This is a genomic window from Streptomyces sp. NPDC026673 (assembly GCF_040638135.1).
In the GTDB taxonomy this organism is placed as follows: domain Bacteria; phylum Actinomycetota; class Actinomycetes; order Streptomycetales; family Streptomycetaceae; genus Actinacidiphila.
This window is the reverse complement of the sequence record NZ_JBEZXR010000013.1, coordinates 118,602-137,117: the sequence shown is the minus strand read 5'-3', so window position 1 is coordinate 137,117 and position 18,516 is coordinate 118,602. Positions and strand designations below refer to the sequence as shown.

17 protein-coding genes and 3 pseudogenes are annotated in these 18,516 nt (G+C 69.7%); 7 read left to right on the top strand and 13 right to left on the bottom strand.

Annotated features, from left to right (window positions below; translation table 11 throughout):
• From AB0F62_RS13050 to AB0F62_RS13035, 4 genes and pseudogenes are all read right to left on the bottom strand, one after another.
• Positions 1-307, bottom strand: a pseudogene (locus tag AB0F62_RS13050) (hypothetical protein); the annotation flags it as partial.
• Positions 211-492, bottom strand: a pseudogene (locus tag AB0F62_RS13045) (hypothetical protein); the annotation flags it as partial. The pseudogenes AB0F62_RS13045 and AB0F62_RS13050, both read right to left, overlap by 97 nt.
• Positions 493-570: 78 nt before the next feature.
• Positions 571-1,356: an MBL fold metallo-hydrolase gene (locus tag AB0F62_RS13040; protein ID WP_361796423.1), complete on the bottom strand. Its 786-nt coding sequence runs from the start codon at positions 1,354-1,356 to the stop codon at positions 571-573.
• Positions 1,357-1,578: 222 nt separating this feature from the next.
• Positions 1,579-2,280 carry an SDR family oxidoreductase gene (locus AB0F62_RS13035; protein ID WP_361796420.1) on the bottom strand — a complete coding sequence of 234 codons (702 nt, stop codon included), beginning with the start codon at positions 2,278-2,280 and terminating at the stop codon, positions 1,579-1,581.
• 104 nt (positions 2,281-2,384) lie between these two features.
• Between AB0F62_RS13035 and AB0F62_RS13030 the strand changes: the two genes are divergently transcribed.
• The gene (locus AB0F62_RS13030) at positions 2,385-2,981 is read left to right on the top strand and encodes a TetR/AcrR family transcriptional regulator (RefSeq protein ID WP_361796417.1); all 597 of its coding nucleotides are present in this window, start codon (positions 2,385-2,387) and stop codon (positions 2,979-2,981) included.
• 446 nt (positions 2,982-3,427) lie between these two features.
• Here AB0F62_RS13030 and AB0F62_RS13025 read toward each other — a convergent pair whose 3' ends face one another.
• Positions 3,428-4,600 carry a calcium-binding protein gene (locus AB0F62_RS13025; protein ID WP_361796414.1) on the bottom strand — a complete coding sequence of 391 codons (1,173 nt, stop codon included), beginning with the start codon at positions 4,598-4,600 and terminating at the stop codon, positions 3,428-3,430.
• Positions 4,601-5,637: 1,037 nt separating this feature from the next.
• Complete coding sequence (locus AB0F62_RS13020) at positions 5,638-6,084, bottom strand: DUF1772 domain-containing protein (RefSeq protein WP_361796411.1); 447 nt, start codon at positions 6,082-6,084, stop codon at positions 5,638-5,640.
• Positions 6,085-6,175: 91 nt separating this feature from the next.
• Between AB0F62_RS13020 and AB0F62_RS13015 the strand changes: the two genes are divergently transcribed.
• Together AB0F62_RS13015 and AB0F62_RS13010 are read left to right on the top strand one after the other, a co-directional pair.
• Complete coding sequence (locus AB0F62_RS13015; RefSeq protein WP_361796408.1) at positions 6,176-6,754, top strand: TetR/AcrR family transcriptional regulator; 579 nt, start codon at positions 6,176-6,178, stop codon at positions 6,752-6,754.
• Positions 6,755-7,366: 612 nt separating this feature from the next.
• A complete protein-coding gene (locus AB0F62_RS13010) occupies positions 7,367-7,816 on the top strand; it encodes a hypothetical protein (protein ID WP_361796405.1) in 450 nt (149 codons plus the stop codon).
• A gap of 396 nt (positions 7,817-8,212) precedes the next feature.
• Here AB0F62_RS13010 and AB0F62_RS13005 read toward each other — a convergent pair whose 3' ends face one another.
• Positions 8,213-8,947, bottom strand: a complete 735-nt coding sequence (locus AB0F62_RS13005; RefSeq protein ID WP_361796429.1) for a hypothetical protein — start codon at positions 8,945-8,947, stop codon at positions 8,213-8,215.
• Between the two features lie 209 nt (positions 8,948-9,156).
• On the opposite strand from AB0F62_RS13005, the gene AB0F62_RS13000 reads away from it, so the two are divergent.
• On the top strand, positions 9,157-9,681 hold the full coding sequence (locus tag AB0F62_RS13000; protein ID WP_361796403.1) for a DUF1877 family protein: 525 nt from the start codon (positions 9,157-9,159) through the stop codon (positions 9,679-9,681).
• A 149-nt stretch (positions 9,682-9,830) separates the two neighbouring features.
• On the opposite strand, the gene AB0F62_RS12995 is transcribed toward AB0F62_RS13000, so the two are convergent.
• From AB0F62_RS12995 to AB0F62_RS12975, 5 genes and pseudogenes are all read right to left on the bottom strand, one after another.
• On the bottom strand, positions 9,831-10,838 hold the full coding sequence (locus tag AB0F62_RS12995) for an RIO1 family regulatory kinase/ATPase (RefSeq protein WP_361796400.1): 1,008 nt from the start codon (positions 10,836-10,838) through the stop codon (positions 9,831-9,833).
• Positions 10,839-11,834: 996 nt separating this feature from the next.
• Positions 11,835-12,287 carry a DUF6233 domain-containing protein gene (locus AB0F62_RS12990; RefSeq protein ID WP_361796397.1) on the bottom strand — a complete coding sequence of 151 codons (453 nt, stop codon included), beginning with the start codon at positions 12,285-12,287 and terminating at the stop codon, positions 11,835-11,837.
• Positions 12,288-12,667: 380 nt separating this feature from the next.
• A pseudogene (locus tag AB0F62_RS12985) lies at positions 12,668-12,855 on the bottom strand (restriction endonuclease); the annotation flags it as partial.
• A gap of 4 nt (positions 12,856-12,859) precedes the next feature.
• On the bottom strand, positions 12,860-13,519 hold the full coding sequence (locus AB0F62_RS12980; protein WP_361796394.1) for a response regulator transcription factor: 660 nt from the start codon (positions 13,517-13,519) through the stop codon (positions 12,860-12,862).
• A complete protein-coding gene (locus AB0F62_RS12975; RefSeq protein ID WP_361796391.1) occupies positions 13,516-14,736 on the bottom strand; it encodes a sensor histidine kinase in 1,221 nt (406 codons plus the stop codon). The genes AB0F62_RS12980 and AB0F62_RS12975 overlap by 4 nt, the downstream gene beginning before the upstream one ends.
• Positions 14,737-14,868: 132 nt before the next feature.
• On the opposite strand from AB0F62_RS12975, the gene AB0F62_RS12970 reads away from it, so the two are divergent.
• Both AB0F62_RS12970 and AB0F62_RS12965 read left to right on the top strand, forming a co-directional pair.
• Positions 14,869-15,789, top strand: a complete 921-nt coding sequence (locus AB0F62_RS12970) for an ATP-binding cassette domain-containing protein (protein ID WP_361796388.1) — start codon at positions 14,869-14,871, stop codon at positions 15,787-15,789.
• Positions 15,786-16,592: an ABC transporter permease gene (locus AB0F62_RS12965; RefSeq protein WP_361796385.1), complete on the top strand. Its 807-nt coding sequence runs from the start codon at positions 15,786-15,788 to the stop codon at positions 16,590-16,592. The genes AB0F62_RS12970 and AB0F62_RS12965 overlap by 4 nt, the downstream gene beginning before the upstream one ends.
• A 409-nt stretch (positions 16,593-17,001) precedes the next feature.
• On the opposite strand, the gene AB0F62_RS12960 is transcribed toward AB0F62_RS12965, so the two are convergent.
• Complete coding sequence (locus AB0F62_RS12960; protein WP_361796382.1) at positions 17,002-17,646, bottom strand: dihydrofolate reductase family protein; 645 nt, start codon at positions 17,644-17,646, stop codon at positions 17,002-17,004.
• A gap of 561 nt (positions 17,647-18,207) precedes the next feature.
• Here AB0F62_RS12960 and AB0F62_RS12955 point away from each other — a divergent pair.
• Positions 18,208-18,513, top strand: a complete 306-nt coding sequence (locus tag AB0F62_RS12955; RefSeq protein ID WP_361796379.1) for a GNAT family N-acetyltransferase — start codon at positions 18,208-18,210, stop codon at positions 18,511-18,513.
• Positions 18,514-18,516: the final 3 nt, after the last annotated feature.

Below are 18,516 nucleotides of genomic sequence, written 5' to 3'. Positions count from 1 at the left end.
CACCGGCATCGCAGACCCATCGGCTGACCGGGACACCCGAGCCGATTTTCCTGCCTCCGAGGTGATCAGCGCAGCGCTTCCGGCGTTCCTGTCCAGGCAACGGCTCTGGCCCGTAGTCGTCCAGGAGGGTCGTTTCCTTCGAGCGCCAGTTCGCGGGGGCGGTGAGCAGGAGGCGGCTGGCGTGGCGCGAGGTGGTGACAGGGCGGTCGCCTACGGCGCGGTCCTGGTTGAGGTAGCGGACCAGCAGGTTGGCGCTGCCGGTGCAGCCCAGTTCTCGGATCTCTCGCAGGAGGTGGGTGACGGGCACCAACGCCGTTCGCCACAGCGACGGCCCGATCGGCCTCCGCCTGATCCAACACCGCGTGAGACCGGGCGGGTGCCCCATCGGCGGGCGAGTCGGGCAATCATGAAAAGGCCACGACCTTCCTCCTCGGTGCATTGGGCGTAGCGCAGGCGCGGTGGCAGGACGCTGTCGTCGAACACCTCACAGGTGCGGCGGGATCCTCCACACGGGCGGTGGGTCGACGGTCGATGACCGCAGCGGCCGCTGTGCGCGGTCACAGCCGGAGGTCATGAGTAGAGTGCGACGGCTCCGCCCCACAGAGCTCCCGGATTCAGACGCTTGGGGAACCGCTCCAACATGGCGTTGAAGAAGCCGAGAGCGCTGTCGTGCTGGAGGAGCAGCTCGTCGACGGTGTCGAGATACTGCCGGGTCTCACTGACGGCGCGGATGGCATCGTCATCGAGCTCCTTGTTCTTGTGTCCGGCGACGATCCAGCGGGGCTTGAGGTCTTCGACGATTCCGATGGCTGCGCGCCACGCCTCCAGGCCACCGTGTCCGGCTTCGACCAGGAACTGGTGCACGCCGTTGTAGATCACATCACCCGCGACCACGAGCTCGAGGTCGGGGACATGCAGGACGCTGGTGTCGTCGGTGTCGCTGTGGCCGGCTTCGACGATCACCAGGTCATGGCCTTCGAGCGTGAACCGGTTGTCGGGCACCGTGACAGCCGTGACCGGAGCATCCGGGATCTGGCCGGGGAGGAACGCGTCCCAGAAGGCCGCACGGATCGACACGTTGTGGTGCATCTGCTGGATCGTGCCGGCTGTCGCAATGACCTGGGCGCCGAATCGCTCGGCCAGGACACCGGCGGTGAACCAGTGGTCGCCGTGTCCGTGCGTGGCGAAAATATGGGTCAGGTTCTTGCCGCCGGCCTCGATCCGCTCGCCGACGGCCTCGGCCTGAGTGGTCGTCATGGGCGGGTCGACGAGCACGGCGTCGCGCTCGCCGTAGATCAGCGTGGTGGACAGGGGCGAGAACATGCGCCGGTCGCCGTTGGGAACGAGCTCAGGCACGCTCAGCCGGATCGGGTCCGCGATGAAGACCTCGTACGCGAGCGCACTGTTGACAGACATGGCATTACCTCTTGTTGATGAGTCGTCCAGGAATCAGGGACTGACCGCCACGGAGGGACGGGCATGACGGGCGGACAGCGCCGAGGATCAACGCGGGACAGTCCGCGAGGCAGTCGACTGAGATTGATCGTGCCCACGGATGTCGTGGCGGGGGCACTTCCGTCAGCCGGCCAATTGCGGGTACAGACCGGCGAGGTCGGCTGCCAGGCCCGCCTTGACCTGGCGGGAGAGCTCATCGGCGAGCACCTCGTAGGCGTCGGTTTCGATCCCGTCCAGCGCCTGCTCCGCGACGCTGCTCGGCGACGTCTTCGGCGCGTCGACGTGAGCCGCCATGTCGGTGTCCACGTAGCCGACATGCAGCCCGGTGACCTCGATACCGCGCGGCTTCAACTCCAGACGCAGGGAATTGGTCTGCGACCACAGCGCGGCCTTGGACGCGCTGTAGGAACCGGAGAGCGCGACCCAGGACAGGACGGAGTGCACGTTGAGCAGGTGGCCGCCGCCGTTGGCCTCGATGATCGGGGCGAAGGCCCGGGCCATCTGCAGGGGGCCGTAGAAGTTGGTCTCGAAATCGCGGCGGACGTCGTCCACCGGGGAGGTCAGGAACGATGCCGCTACCGCCACACCGGCGTTGTTGATCACGATGGTGACGTCCTGTGCCTGCTCCGCGACGGCGGCCACCGAGGCGGGATCGGTGACCTCCAGGGGCAGCGCGACGGCACCGGTGTGGGTGACGGTGCGGGGGTCGCGGGCGGTGGCGTAGACCTTCTTGGCGCCCCGGGCGTACAGGGACTCGACCAGGGCCCTGCCGATGCCCCGGCTGCCTCCGGTGACGAGAACGGTGGAACCTGCGATTGCGGTCATGAATCTGCTCCCAGCGTGAGGACCGACGGCAGGAAACCGATCGGTTTCCTGCACTGTAAACCGATCGGTTTCATCCGGGCAACACGAGGCGTAGGCTGACCTCTATGACGTCCAGCGCACCTGCCCCGACCGCACACACCACGGCGGCGGCTCCGACTCACGAGCGGCTCCTCGATGCCGCGGCCGCCCTCTTCTACCGGGAAGGCGTCAACGTCGGCATCGAGGCCCTCTGCCGGACGGCTGGAGTCTCCAAGCGGTCGATGTACCAGCTCTTCACCAGCAAGGACGAGGTCCTGGCGGCAAGCCTGGACCGCGCCGGTTCGCGCTACCTCGGCCAGCTGCTGCCCGCCCCTGCGGCCGACCTGCCACCGCGCGAGCACATCATGCGTGTCTTCGAGCACCTCGAGTCGATGTCCGCGTCACCGGACTACCTCGGCTGCCCGTTCCTGGCGACCGCCTTCGAGCTCAAGAACCCGGAACACCCCGCCAGCGTGATCGCCCGACGCTACAAGGACGCCCTCACCGACTTCTTCCGCGAACAGGCCCGTCGCGGCGGCGCGCACGACCCCGATCTACTCGCCACCCAGCTCACCGTCATCTTCGACGGATCCAGCGCCCGCGCCATGGCCCAAGCCCAGAGCCTGCACGGACTGGCCACGGCCACCGCCACGGCCCTGCTGGACGCAGCGGGGATGAGCTGACCGCTCAAGGTCGAGTCCTTGAAGGCGCGCCCAGTGGATCCGCACGACATCCGGCACCGACACCGGCCCAGCCGACGCACGGGGACGGCCTGCCGGCGGCCTTGCGGTGGCGGATAGCCCACAAGGAAACGGCAGAGGACGGGCGTTGGCGCTCTGGCCGGCCGGGGGACGGCGTGACGTCCCGGGATGGGGACCATGTACTGTCACCTGCGATCGCTGTCGGGGGCGGCTGCGTCACCGGTGGCGCCTCGCGAGGCTGTGACGGCATCCTCCCGGCCGGAGGGTAGGCGGTAGCAGGGACCGGAAAACGGCGTGACCGCGTGGACGAGGGGCGGCGCCCACCGGGAGGTCCGGCCTGCTGCGGTGGGCGAACAGGCCCCCGCGCCCGATGGCGCGGGGACGCTTGCTCCTTCTTCGTCCGCTGTCGCGTGGGAGGTCGTTCCGCGTCAGACGGTGCAGCCGGGTCCGGTGCGGGGACGGCTGCAGACGTTCAGGCCGGCTCCGCCGTTGTTGGTGTTGGTGCCCGGGCCGCCGTCGAGGACGTCGGGACCGTTGTCGCCGAAGAGCGTGTCGTTGCCCTCGCCTCCGGTCAGCACGTCGGCGTCGTCCCCGCCTTCGAGGCGGTCGGCCCCCGCGCCGCCGGTGATGCGGTCGTATCCGGTACCTCCGCACAGCAGGTCGTTCCCGCCGCGGCCGTCGATCACGTCACTGCCGCCCAAGCCGAAGATCACGTCGTTCCCGGGGGTGCCGATCAGCACATTGGGACCATTCGTTCCGACGATCGTGGGTGTGGCGTTGGCACAGGTGGCAGGCGCGGTGGTGTAGCTGATGGTGATGCCCGCGTCGGCGTCGGTCACGGTGGGGCCGGTGCCGCCGGCGGGTACGAGGGACGACCCACCGCCCCCGCCACCCGCGTTTCCGAGCGGGTTGCCGCCAAAGTTGAGTCGCCCCCCGCCACCACCGCCGTAGTAGCCTCCACCGCCGGCACCGCCTTCCCCGTTCGCGCCGTCTCCGCCGGTGCCGAGCGCACCGGGTCCGCCAAGGGGGGCGCCGCCGGCACCGCCTTGGGTGGCTGTGCCCGCGCCACCGCCGGTGCCCCCGGTGCAGGCCCCGTCCGCACCCGACTGGCCGGCGTCCCCACCCGCGCTTCCCGGGACGCACTGCGGGGCGAAGACCTCACCGGCTCCGCCGCCGCCCGCGGCCACGATCAGGCGCGAGTCGGCAGTGGTGAGCGGGATGGTCAGCGGCTGGGTGCGGACGTCGGAGGCCCCGCCTCCGCCGCCGCCGAAAATGCTCGAGCCGCCGCCGTTGAACCCACCCACACACTGCGATGCCGGGAGGCAGGATCCGTCGTTGAAGGCCGCGCCGCCGACTTCGACGTAGAGGGTCTGTCCTGCGGCCAACCCGGTGAGCGTGCCCGAAACCTGAGCGCCCCGGCCCCCGGGCGTGGAATGGAATCCCTCCGTCCCGCCGTGACCGCCGATCGCCGAGACCTCGATCTGAGCAGCACCATAGGGGACGGTGAATGTCTGTTCGGCACCGGTGAAGGCGAACGTGCAGGTGCTCGTGGTGCCCGCGGTGGTACAGGTGCCCTGGGCGTGGGCAGTCCCAGGCAGCACCGCCGGGGCGATACCGGCGGCACAGAACACGCCGGCCGCAACGGTCAGCGCGCGTATGCGGCCATCCGCCGAACTGGCACGACATCGGCTCTCACCCGCGCCCGGGCGACCGACAGAGACCGACTGCGAGAAAGCCACGATCTACCCCCAGGAGGGAAGAGGGATCTTCGGCAGGAGATTGCCTTTCGCCACTGTCGATCGCGCGCCCCGGTGCGGCAACCGATCCCACCCGTCATCCGATTCACCTCGGCGGGCCTGCCGCTTCGTGCGCCAAGGGCGACACGGCCACGACGACATACCCGTTCGGCCGACGGCCCGATGGCGTACCGGCAAGCCGGAGTACTGGCGCCGCACACCCGCGGAGGTGGTCCCTTCTTGACGAAGCCGGTGTCGTCAACCACCGGCACCGCCCACACCACTTGTCACCCTGCCGCCCGGCTGACCGCCCCTGTCACCGTTTCCTGCGGCTGGGCAGGACACTCCGGGCTGGTCGAGGCAGACAGCGGCGCTGCGGGCTGTGCATCGGCGTGCCCGTAGAAGACCGTGCGCCCGGCCCGCGGCGCGCCGGCTATCGGGCCACGCGTGGGCGGCGGCTCGATCACCGGCCCGGACAAGGAAAGCCATTGCGGGGGCGTGGCCCCGGACCCCTTCCCGGCGCAACTGCTGCGGCGGCCGGCCGGCCCGGCCGCTCCCGCCGTGCGGGAGCGGCCGGGGCATCTTCCGTCCACTCCCGTCGCGCGTATCCAGGCCGCGTAGCCACACAGCCCACGGCAGTTGCGGTGCAGGTTCGCCGCACCCGGTGGCCGATCCCTGCCCTCCGCGCTTCCCAGCAGACACAGGGCTTCCCATCGACGACCGGCCTGGTCCACCGGATGCTGCTGACGGCGTTGCGGACCGAGGGGGATGCGTGACCCCTTCCGGCCCCCAAAATCCGGGCGGCTTTGTGCCGCATCAGCCCGGCGCTCACACATCCCGGGGCCCGCAGCCGCCCGGCCAACGCGGGTTGTGCGCCGCCGGCGCGGTGCCGGCCCGCGGGCTCAGGCGAGGGCGGCGACCAGCAGGGCGAAGGCGGCGATGATGACGGCGACGCGGACGTAGTGGTAGCGGTCCCAGCGGTTCATCTGCTCCTTCCAGTCGGCGGGCCGGTTCTCGGGCGTCCACGTCTTGCCCCGGTTGTTGATCGGGACGAGCAGCAGGATCGACATGATCACGCTGAGGATCAGCAGCGCGCCGGCGGTGACGACGAGGCCGGCGCCGTCGTGGTGCCATCCGGCGATGGCCCAGACAGCGACGAGAACAAGCGAGCCGATGTACCAGACCGGCATCACGGCGCCGAGCATCCGGCCCCCGTGAGCGCGGCCGAGTTGGCCGCTGTCCTCGGGCAGGGCGCCCAAGATCGGGTTGAGGACGAAGGCGACGGCGAACTCCACACCGACCATCAGGCCGACCGCCACGGTGGTGAAGACCTCGAGTGCGTTGAGCACGACTACCCCTCCCGGAATCTAGTGTTGCTAGCTGTAGGGTCAACGCTAGACCTGCCACCGCTTGATTGTCTAGCAATGCTAGGATCGAATCATGTCGGTACAGGAACGCAAGCAGCGCGAACGGGCGGTCCGCGAGCGCCTCATCGTGGCGACGGCCCGCGAACTCGCCGAGCAGCAGGGCTGGGACGCGGTCACCACCCGCCGGCTCGCCGAGCGCATCGAATACAGCCAGCCCGTCCTCTACAGCCACTTCCGCGGCAAGCGCGAGATCATCGGCGCCGTCGCCTTGGAGGGTGCCGCCGAGGTGGCCGCGGCGCTGCGAGCCGCGGCCACCGGCGCGGACGGCCCGACCGCCCAGGTCACCGCCCTCGCCCGCGCCTACCTCGACTACGCAGAACACAACCCTGCGGTCTACGACGCCATGTTCCACCTCGACGGCGGCCTGACCTTCGCCAACGAGGACACCCCGGAGCCGCTCAAGGACGCCTTCGCCGCCCTCCTGGAAACCCTCAGCGCCGTCGCCGGCGCCGGCGTCCACCCGGAACTGTTCACCGAAGTGTTCTGGGCCGCCCTGCACGGACTGGCCACCCTCACCCGAGCCGGACGACTGCCACCAGAAGACACCCAGCGCAGAGTGGACCTCCTGGTCGACCGGCTCGCCATGCTCTGACACACCACCCCGGCGAGCACACAGCCGCGCCCCCGGGCCCCGCCGCTACCGGCCTCCGGCCACCGGCCACCGGCCACCACACAGCGAAGCCACAGACCCCTGCTATCCGCCCGATCGGGCACGCAGCGGGCACGACCGTCAGACGAGTCGCAAGCGCCAGCACCATGGAGCGAGGTCAGCAGCCGGGTAGTCCTCCCGGCCATCGGCTCGCTGCACGAGAAGACGACCCCCATCCGTCGAGACCCGATCCCCCAGCATGAGGAACAGAGGACGGTCGAGGCGGAAGATCCAATCCTGACCAAACTTCACCTCGTTGAACAGCACCATCCTGGGCGCCGTCACTGGGCTGCCGAAGACTCGCGGTGCACTGCGCCAGGGTCCGTGATCACCTCTTCAGTCGCCGCTTCTGTTGGCGGTAGTGTCACGAGTATGGCTACGGGGTTGTGGCAGTCGGGATTGGGTGACTGGTACGGGCCCGGTACTCCTGTCGTGCAGCGGATACGGAGTTACCGGCCGAACCGGCGCGGAGAGCTCAAACTGGCTCGATGGCTACGCGTTGGACTGCTCAGGGGGTTGTCCTGTGTTGCCGCTGGAGCAGCCCTGGCCTCGGTCATGGATCCGCCCGCCGGCGGGGAATCGGACCGCTTTTTCGTGGGCGCGCTCCTCCTGGCTTGCGCCTCGTTCGTGTGGCGTTGCTCGTTGATCAGGGTGGTGCTTCGGCCGGGTGAGATCACGCGCCATGGCGTTTGGCGCCATGTAGTGGTGTTCTGCGCGGATGTTAAGGGTCTGCACCGTCAAACCTGGCGCGGCGATCTCGTCCTGGAAACCCGCTCCGGCGAGAAGGTCGACTTCTTCTGGTTCGACAAGTCCCTATGGGACGTGCTCTACGACTTCTCTGACGTCTGCGCCGATGCCATGCGGGCACACCTACACACTGCATCAAGGGTTCGACCGGAACAGAGCTTCACGGGTCTCCAGCGGCGCTTCACCTGGTCACTCGTTGCTGATCCGATTACTGCCAGTGCCGTGCTCTGTCTGGGGCTCGGCCTGTTCAGGCCGTGATCAGGCCGACAGGCGGCCGGTAGGCCCACACCTGTAGGCGAACTGGCCCTAACAGCCGCCCACTTGCACAACTCCGAGCCGCCGCGATGCGCGCGGCCGACGTGGAGAGGCTTTGGGCTGGAGCTGCAATGGGGCGAGAGGCATCTCATGTCGTTGCAGGTCAAGTCCAATGTCCGCCAGGCCGAGCAGTCCGACGTTCTCCCGGTCGCCAAGTTCGCCGCGTTCCTCCGCCGGGACTTTGACGCTGTCACCGCCGGCCTCACCCACGAAGGGAGCTCCGGCAAGGTCTCAGGCCATGCCAATCGCGTAAGAAGGATCAAGGGAGGCATGTACGGCCGCGCCGGCTTCCGTCTGCTACGGACCCGGAATCCTCGCCCTCGCACAGCCCTGGGCCGGTCAGCGAATCCATCCGGCCAGCACCCGCTCGGCCACCGAGAAGTCGGTCCTGCAGTCCGGGCAGGCGGCCCGTCCGAACAGGTAGCGGACGCCATGAGCCAAGCCCTCCTGACCATCCGCCAAGGCCCGCGTGAACAACCTCCGCGGCAGCCCTTCCAGCTGCTGCCTTCGCGCCGGCTGGAGGGGTGACTTCTGCACTTCTTGCAGCGCGTAGTTGTCGGTGCAGCAGAAGTAGTCGCCCTGTCCGATGGCGACGAATACGTTGACGCCGCAATACGGGCAATCGACCTCATACTCCCCAGACTGCAGGCCGTCCAAAGAGCGGTCCCAGATCTCGACGCCCTCGAAGGAGAGCAGGGCCTGCAGCAGGTTCACGTACTCCTCGGCCTCGGCCGTCTGGCTCAGGCGTCTGTTGGTGAGGGCATGCAGAACCCCAATCGGCGCCGAGAAGACCGTCAGAGGGCTGTCGGGCTCGGACAACCCGGGCGAACAGGAAGCGATGGCCCCCGCCGCCGACAGCACCCCGTCCAGAGTCTCCGGACCGGCCGCCGTCGCGATCTCGGCCAAGCGCGGAAGTGCCGCGAAGCTGGCGGTGAACGCTGTGTCCAGCTGCGGACACAAGTGGTCCATCAACTCGGACCACACACCGCTGGGATCGGCCTCGAACCGGTCCAAGAGAGCAGGCACGTGCCCTGCTGAACCGCACGCGTCGATGAGTGTCGACCAATCCGTCATGCGTTCATCCAACCAGGCGGCTCAGGACGGGCTGCGCCTGGCCGAGTGACTCCAGGATCCTTCACGGAATCGCGGCCAGAACGAAGTGATTCCCCACCTTGGCGGTCACGGCTCCCCATGGGGCGGTGACCGTGGATGGTCCCTCCGGTCACGATCGGCCCCACGCAAGCGCGAGAGAATCCGATGGACATCGCCGAGATACTGCCATCATGGCCGTCACCCAGCAGCTCGCCCGCATTCCGGCGGTGTACCTCGCCGCCTGCCGCCAGTCAGCCAGCGCGTCACCGGACGGTGATCCTCGCTGGGATCCGCCGACACCGGATGTGCTGGACCTGGACTGGGCCCCGGCCTTGCTCGTACGCCTGGGCGAGCTGTCCGGGCTCGATGAGGCTCGCCTCGACGCCCTCCGCCAGGCCACCGACGGCGATACCTCTCTCGACCTGGGCTTCCTCAATACGCACCCGCACGCCATCGGCCCGTTCGGACCGGTCCCTACGGCTCTGACCAGCGCTCAAGTGGCGCGTGTCTCCGAGCTGCTCGAGCAGATCGACATTCACGCTCTCCAGGCCGCCTTGCCCACCGACGAGCGCGAAGCCGGATACCTGATCGGCCACGGGGCCGACCACATCATCGGCGGCCCGCGCGAGTACCTACTGGAGCACTTCAACGCACTGCGGGACTTCTACCTCGACGCAGCGAAGCGCCATCTGCTCATCGTGCTCTGGTGGGACTGACCCTGACCCCAACCGAGGCGTCTCCCCCCATGAGCGCCTGGGGAAAGAAGGTACGCCCACTCAGGCCCGGGCCCGGGACACATTCCCGGGCCCGGGATCCCGCACAGGCGTCCACGGCGGGCGGGCGCGTCTCGGCGGGCTGAGGGCGTTCAGCCGAGCCGCGCGTCGAAGGCCAACGCCTGTGCCAGTTCGTCGACGCGTCGCTCCGGCAGGCCCCGGGAGACGAACCAGGCACCGACGTTGCGGACATCGCGCTCCAGGAAAGAGCGGCCCCTCGGGTTGGCGATGACATCCACGATCTGGGGCACGTCGATGACGACCAGACGGCCCTGGTGGACAAGGATGTTGTAGGCGGACAGGTCGCCGTGCGCGTAGCCGTCACGCGCGAGCAGCGACAGGCTGCGGCCGAGCTGCTCCCACAGGTCGTCCAGATCGGCTTCCTGCGAACGGAGCTGGGCCAGGCGCGGCGCGGCCGTCCCCGACCGGTCGCCGATGAACTCCATCAGGATCTCGGTCCCGAGGATCTGCACGGGGTAGGGCACGGCCACCCCCGCCGACCACAGCCGGGACAGCGCCGCGAACTCGGCGCCGGCCCACTGGCCGGCGATGGCCTCCTTGCCGAAGGCCGTGCGCTTGGCCATGGCCCGGCTGACCCGGGACTCCTTGTGGGCACGTCCTTCCAGGTATCCGGAGTCGCGGTGGAACATGCGGTGTTGCCCGTCGCGGTAGCGTTTGGCGGCCATCAGGGTGCGGCGGTCGGTTCCGGGCACGGCCCGTTCGACGAGGAAGACGTCGGCCTCCTTGCCCGTTTTGACGATGCCGAGCTCGGTGTCGACGGCTGCCAGGTCCGTCACCACCCATGCGGGTCGCGGCTGCGGCCCCTTCTCGGTCGGGGTGGACCGGTCCCAGGTCGACCAGCGGTCGCCCTGGGGAGGTCCGTCGGGTGCGTGGCCGGACGTGGTGCGGCCGTCCCTGTCGGTGTCATCGCCGTCCTCGGTCCGGGTGCCGTGGGTATCGGCGGCCGCAAGGGGCCGGCGGGCCGCGTACTCGGGGAAGGCGTCCTCGAACGCCTCGTCATCGACGCGGCGGTTGCGTCGGTTGTTTCCCTTGGGGCGGATACGGGCGAATGACTCGCCATCGGCAAAGCGCTCGCGCACTGTGGTGATCTCCTGTGAAAGGTCCCACCGGAAGGTGCGTCGGCGAACGCGCGTCGTCAGCCGGTGGGAAGGTAACGAGAAAAGGCGTCCGGCGCGCACGTGTGAGCGCGCCGCGTCAGGGCGGCGTCCACGAAGACGCACCTCCTCTCTCGCTACGGCCGGGCTGTCGTTCACGCCCGGCACTTCAGGATCAGGCACGATCCTAGCGAGCCCTCTCCACCACGCAACCAGATATTTTTCCGGCGCCCAGCGCCCGACGGCCCGGACCCGACCAGACCCGGGCGCCGGACTGAGCCGCGATCACAACACACCGCGCGGACGTCACGCGACCGGCCCTCCCCCGCGCGGGTCGCGGCCGCCCGCTCCCCCGCCACGAAGCGCCGAGCGCAGCCAGCGGTGGTGCCGATCCCAAACCGCGGACTGGCGGCCGCCGGCCCGGGCGTGAGGACGAAGGTCAGCGGGGCCGGCAACGCCGGTCCGCAGCCAGATGAACCCTTCCCGGTCAGCCCACCGCGGGAGCGGCCCAGCCCGGCTGCTTTCAGGCTCGCCATGTGGCGCGCACGCAGCGACGCTCTTGGCGTTCCGCCTGGTCCGCCTCGGCGGCTCCTCTTGCTCCTTTCGCGGAACCCCGGGGCCGTGCATGGTGTTGGGTCCGACATGCCGGACGCCTGCTTCAGCGGCGACTACGGCTTCGAGCGCCTGAACAAGGTCCGCGGACGCGGGAGTCGACGGTATACGCCAGGTGTCCATGGCTGCCGTGAAGGCTTCAGCAAGGGGCAGGAGGCGTCGATAGGCGGTGAGCTGATTCTGCCGCTGCCAGTGGCGATGCTCGACCAGCCCTTGATCGGCGACCTGCCGGCGTCCCGCTCGATATGCGAGGACGGCGGCACCGAGCATGCCCCATGCCTTGCTCATGCCCCGGCCGATGCGGACGCCGACATCCCGGCCCATTTCGGCGGCTTCGATGAAAGTCCCGACGGCTGTCCACGCCCATCGTCAGGTCAGGTCCGCCTCCGGTCGGCACTTCCGGCAGCCGCTGATGTTGCGCTCCTGAAGCACGCTGAACGCCGCGGCCCGGTCGAGCTTCCCGCCGCCTGCATCTGGGCAGTCGTCGCGGTGGAGGATGGCGCCGCCGGTGCCGGGCGTGTGCCGTAACTGCCAGCCGATGGCGGGGTGCCGTGATGGCCGCACCGTCTCGGGATCCCACCAGTAGCTGCGGATGTAATGCGCGTCTCGGCCGAACTCGGGGTCGGGGAGCAGGATGTCGACCTGGTACGCCACGCGCCCGTCGGGCCAGTCTTGACGTTGCCTCACGGTGGCCCACCGCCACGCGCCCTCGACGTGGATCTGCATGCGGGGCCGGTCGGCGGGTGCCCAGCCGTGGGTGCGCGGCCGCTGCCCGGACACCCACGTCGGGCATTCACGCGCGTCACGCTGCTGGTCGCTCACGCTGTCAGGCTACGCCTCGTGCCGGCGCTTTCCCGTATCATGATCACGGTCCCGCCGCATTCCCTGTGTGGCGGGGCCGCTTCACGTCTACGACTCGCCCGATGGGATCCCAGTCCCGTTCACGGGCTGGTCGATGTGGGCGGACACAACCTGGAAGCCTGTGCCCACGGGCGCGGTCGGGAGCCTGTCGGCGAGGTCGTCGATCTGCTGCCGTTCCTCCGGGCTGAGGTGCCCTGGGCGCTGGCGTGCCCGGTGACCCTGCCCTTGCCGCCGGATATCACCCACACGTCGGCGATCGAGGGGGGCGTAGTCGGTGCCGGTGTCCTGGAAGCGGAGCCGCACGGTGCCGTCCGAGGTGCCGGCCGAGGCGTCGACCACGACAGTGGTTCTCCATTGGCCAACGAGTGCGCCCCGGGGCCGAACCGGGGGTGGTGGCGAGCACGCCTTTGTCAGCGCCGGCGTCCTGCACGGTGCCGCACAGATCACGCACGGCGGTCGGCGGCACCGTGTTCCGGTAGCGCTCGACCTGAACGACGATGTGCCCGCCGCGGATCGGGGTGGGATCGAGCTCGCTACTGGCGCTCGACGGTCACCAGCCCGACCTCGTAGGCGAGAATGACGAGCTGCACCCGGTCGCGGGCGCCGAGCTTGGCCAGCAGGCGGGTGACGTACGTCTTGGCGGTGGCGCCGCTGATGCACAGTCGTTCGGCGATCTCGGCGTTGGTCAGGCCGCTCCCGATGAGGGTGAGGACCTCACGCTCGCGTTGGGTGATGCCTTCGAGGGGCCGCGGCTCGGGGCGGACGGACGGGCGGGCTGCGAAGTCCGCGATGAGGCGGCGGGTGACGCCGGGAGCGATGAGCGCGTCGCCGGCCGCGACGACCCGGACGGCGGCGAGGATGTCCTCCAGGGCCATGTCCTTGACCAGGAAGCCGGAGGCGCCGGCGCGCAGGGCGCCGTAGACGCATTCGTCGTCGTCGAAGGTGGTCAGCATCAGGACGCGGGCGCCGCTCGGGCCCGCCGTGATCCGCCGGGTGGCCTCGATCCCGTCGGTACCGGGCATGCGGATGTCCATGACGACGACGTCGGGGGTCAACGCCTCGGTGAGCGCGAGGGCTTCGACACCGTCGCCCGCCTCGCCGACCACCTCCAGGTCCGGTGCGTCGGTGATGACCATCTGCAGGGCGGTGCGGATCAGCGGCTGGTCGTCGGCGAGGACGACGCGGACGGTCACGGCACCGCCACCGCGGTCTTGTCGGTGAGCGCCGGCCGCAGCAGGGGCAGCCGGGCCGCCACCCGGAAGCCGCCCCCGGGGCGCGGCCCCGCGGCGAACTCCCCGCGCAACAGGGCGACCCGCTCGCGCATCCCGGCGAGGCCGAAGCCGGCACCGGTGCGTGTGCCTGCGCCGCGGCCGGCGTCGGTGATCTCCAGGGCCAGCTCCGCGTCCCGGAAGTCGACGCGGACCGCGCAGGAACGGGAGCCGGAGTGCCGGACCACGTTGGTGACCGACTCCTGGACGATGCGGTAGGCGGACAGGTCGATGTCCGGTGGCAGCGGCCGCCGCTCTCCCCTCCACTCGACCACGACCCGTACGCCTGCGGCCGTGGTGGCGGCGGCGAGCCGGTCGAGGTCGGCCAGGCCCGGGACGTCGTGCAGCGGCGCGCCCGGATCCGCCTCGCGGAGCGCGCCCAGCATCCGGCGCAGCCCGGACAGGGTCTCCCGGCTGGCGTTCTCCACCTCGCCGAGCGCTTCACGGGCCCGGTCCGGCTGGGTGGTGATGACCCGGCGCGCGGCGCCTGCCTGCAGCGCCACGATGCCCATGGTGTGCGCGACGACGTCGTGCAGTTCGCGCGCGATGCGCAGCCGCTCGTCGGTCACGGCCTGGGTGGCGGCCTGGGCCCTGGCCTGCTCGGTGTGCAGCCGGGCCTGGCGGGCGGAGTCGCCGATCGACCAGGCGACGACGGTGCTGAGGGCGACGCTGAGCTCGGTCGACAGGCCGACGTTCCAGCCGGCCAGCAGTCGCACGCCGAGGTATGCGGCCAGCGTGCCGATCGCCATGGCGGCCGCGGTGATCCCGGTCCGGCGCGGACGCCCGGCGGCGATGCAGTACACGGCGACGTCGACCGCGAAGAACTGCAACAGCGGGATCTCGCCCACCGCCAGCGGCACGGGCGCGATCGCCGCGCCGAGCAGCATCAAGGTGAGCGCGGCGAGCGGCCGGCGGCGCAGCCGTACGCTGCCGACCAGCGCCAGGACGGTGGCGGCAGCCAACATGCCCAGGCCGTCCCACCGGTAGAACTGGACCGCGGTGAAGTCGGCTGCCACCTCCTCGCCCGGCAGCCGCAGCCGGAACAGGAAGGTGAACGCAAGGCCCACACACCAGGCGAGCGCCGTCCACTGGCCGGGCGACAGATGCTTGAACAGCGGGATCCGTTCCGGGTGCACTGGCATGGCGCGATCATAAGTACGGCGGCACTCCCGGTCATCGGCCTGCGGATGTACAACCACGGATGACATGCGTCGCGGCGATTGTCAGCGCCCGGGCGATGCCGCCGTCCGATCCGCGCCGCCACCGTTGACGCCATGATCGAAGCACGCGAACTCACCAAAAGATACGGCCGCGCCGCCGCCGCGACCACCGCCGTCGACGCGCTGTCCTTCACCGTCCGCCCCGGCCGGGTCACCGGCTTCCTCGGCCCGAACGGCGCCGGCAAGTCCACCACCCTGCGTCTCGTCCTCGGCCTGCACGAGCCGACCTCCGGCACCGTCACCGTCGACGGCGTCCGCTTCCGCGACCGGCCGCGCGGCCTGCGGCACGTCGGTGCCCTCCTGGACGCGAACGAGGTGCACGGCGGCCGTACCGGCCGGGCCCACCTGAACGCCCTGGCGCGCAGCAACCGCATCCCGTACCGCCGGGTCGAGCAGGTCCTGGCCGAGGTCGGCCTCGCCGACGCCGCGAAGCGCCGCATCGGCGGCTACTCGCTCGGCATGAAGCAGCGCCTCGGCATCGCCACCGCGCTGCTCGGCGACCCGCCGGTGCTGCTCTTCGACGAGCCGCTCAACGGTCTCGATCCGGAGGGGGTCAAATGGGTGCGCGGGCTGTTCCGGCGGCTCGCCGCCGAGGGCCGCACGGTCTTCGTCTCCAGCCACCTGATGTCCGAAATGGAGCACACCGCCGACGACCTCGTCGTCATCGGCCGCGGCGCGCTGATCGCCGCCGAGAGCCTGGCGGACTTCGCGGCCCGCGCCACTGGCGCCGCCGTCACCGTGCGCACCCCAGATGCGGCCGCGCTGACGCCGCTGCTGGCGGCCGAGGGCGCGACCGTGCGCGCCGACGGCGAGCTGCTCACCGTCACCGGCCTGCCCGCGCCCCGGATCGGCGAGCTGGCCTTTGACCACCAGGTACGGCTCCACGAACTGGCCACCCATACCCCTTCTTTGGAGGAAGCCTTCATGGAACTCACTGCCGGCAGCGTGGAGTACGCCATGGGAGACGCCCGATGACCGCTGTGCGCTTCCGTGATCTGTTGGCCGCCGAGTGGCTGAAGATGTGGTCGTTGCGTTCAACGCCCTGGGTGTACCTGGTGACGGCGTTGGCGGTGATCGGTTTCAACGTGGGCCAGGCGTACGACATCTACCACTACTGGACCGAACGCAACGCCGGGAGCGCGCGCGAATACGTCCGTGACGGGCTGCCGGTGCAGGTCGCCTTCACCGCCAACGCAGGCAATGTCCTCGCCCTCGCGACCGTCGCCATCGGCATCGTCGCGATCACCGGCGAGTACAGCACGGGCCAGATCCGTACCACGTTCACCGCCGTGCCGGCGCGGCGGTCGGTGATGGCGGCAAAGGCGGCGGTCATGACGGGGGTCATGACGGTGTTCGGCGCCGTGGTCGCGTTCGTCTCCTTCTTCGCGACCCAGGCGATCCTGGACCTGCGGGACGTCGGCGTCCCGCTCAGCCACCCCAACGCGCTGCGCGCCGTGATCGCCTCGGCCCTGCTGGCTCCGGTCTGCGCCCTCGTCGGCATGGGCATCGGCGCCCTGCTGCGGCACGCCGGCACCTCGATCGTCGCAGGCGTCGCCGTTGTGCTGCTGCTCCCGTTCTTCTTCAGCAATGACCACCACTGGTCAGCTGTCATCGCCCACATCCTGCCGATGAGCGCATGGAACCGCCTGATGGAGATCCCGTTCACACCGCAGATCCCGTACCCGTGGACGTTCACCGGCGCCTGGCTCGTCTACGCCGCCTGGGCGCTGGGGGCGGCGGCGGTGACCGTCACCGCGGTGCAGCAGCGGGATCACTGACATCCGCCCCGCCCCGCCACTCCGCGACCCCGCCATCTCCGCCCCCGCCCCCTCCGGCCAAGCCGTGGCGCCGCGGGGGGGGGTGCCGCGGGGGGATCCGGGCGGCGGCAACCCTGCCGCCAAGCTGTCCGCCGAGGACTGTGCCGTCGGTGCCGTCCCCCGGCAGTCCGGTTCCGGCTGGATGCTCCGGGGCACCCGCTACCCGCCGCCGAGCCGCCGAAGAGCTCCCTCCCGTGCCGGAAGGCGATGGTCCCGGGCGCGGACGGGCGGTAGAGCAGCCGCCCGTTCCCCTGCGGGCCGCAGCCCAACGGCCGGTCACCACCGTGCCGTGCCCGCATCCGCAGTGAGAAGGGCATCCGCCGGGGCGGACGCCCCTCTCAGTGGCATCGAACTCGAGTGGGCCCCCGCGTCACCTCCGCCAGAACAGGTGGTGCGTCACGCCGCTCGGGCTGGGCACGACCTCCAGGTGGAACCGCTCGAGCAGCTCATCGGGGGACTCCCACAGTCGTAGTCCGGACCCGAGCTTCACCGGCGAGACCGCCACATGCATGGTGTCGACGAGGTCGGCATCAAGGAACTGCCGGATGGTGGTGACCCCACCGCCGAGTCGGACGTCCTTGCCCTGCGCCGCTTCGCGCGCCCGTTCGAGGACCGTGGCCGGGTCGCCGTCGACGAAGTGGAACGTGGTGTCGGAGAGCGTGAACGAAGGACGCTTGTGGTGGGTCATGACGAACACCGGCGTGCGGAACGGGGGCTCCTCTCCCCACCAGCCGCGCCACTCATGGTCGTGCCAGGACCCGCGCTGGGGCCCGAACTTGTTGCGGCCCATGATCTCGGCACCGATGTTGCGTGCGAAGTCTCGCGTGAAGTAGTCGTCCAAGCCCCGGCTGCCTCCGGGATCCGAGCGCATGGGCCAGCTCGCCGTGGCGCCGGCCCAGCCGAACAGCCTCTCGGGATGGTCACAGCCGAACGGCTTCTCCAGGCTCTGGCGCTCACCGGCACCGATTCCGTCACTCGAGACATTGAAGTTCATGACTCTCAGCAGTTGATCCACGTGTTTCCTCATCAGGTCCTGTCGCGTCATCGTGCGGCGATGCGCCGCACATCATGACGTCGAACAGGACACGGCCGGATCGACAGCGGCCCGCAACCTTTTTTCCGTCACAGGGTCCAGGCCCATCTCCGCGGTCTGCGTACCCGCGGTGGCCGGTTCGCCGTGGGGCGGCTTCTGAGTGCCATGGATCGGGGCGTCCCGTGCCGCTCCGTACAGGATTCGGAGGGGCGGATCCTGCCCTGATCAGGGCGGAGTGCCGCTGGTGAGGTGCACTTCGTGCGAGCCGGGGGTGCGCCACACATCCCTGGCACGAGGGATGTGCGCCGACCGGATAACACCCCAGAGCTCAGGCTGGACTGTTTCGTCCTCTTCACCTAGGGTGAATCGCGCCGCGCCCGAGCCAGGGCAGGCGGGCCCTCACGCCGACCCGGCCGGAGGCCGACCTCTTCATGGCGGCAGTCGATCGACTCCTGGCGACTCTCCCGCTACGGAGCTTTCATGATGGATTGGAGGGCTGATATGCCTGACATTATGTTTTCAGACGCGGAATCGTCTGTAGTGGTGAGCAACAACGAAAAGGAGCATCGCTACGAGATAGCCATAGCCGGCGAGACGGCCGGCCACATGGGCTATCGGGCAATTGGGGATCGACGCGTGTTGATGCACACGGTCATCTACGAAGCATTCCGAGGGCGCGGTCTCTCCACTGTCCTCATCAAGAGCACCTTGGATTTTCTGCGCATCCACGGAAACACCATTTCAAATTACTGCCCAGTCGTCGACAGGTTCATCCGCAAGAATCCTGAATACATCGACCTGGTCGACACGATACATTCGGGCACCTGGGTCTCGCCTTCATCGAGCTGACCG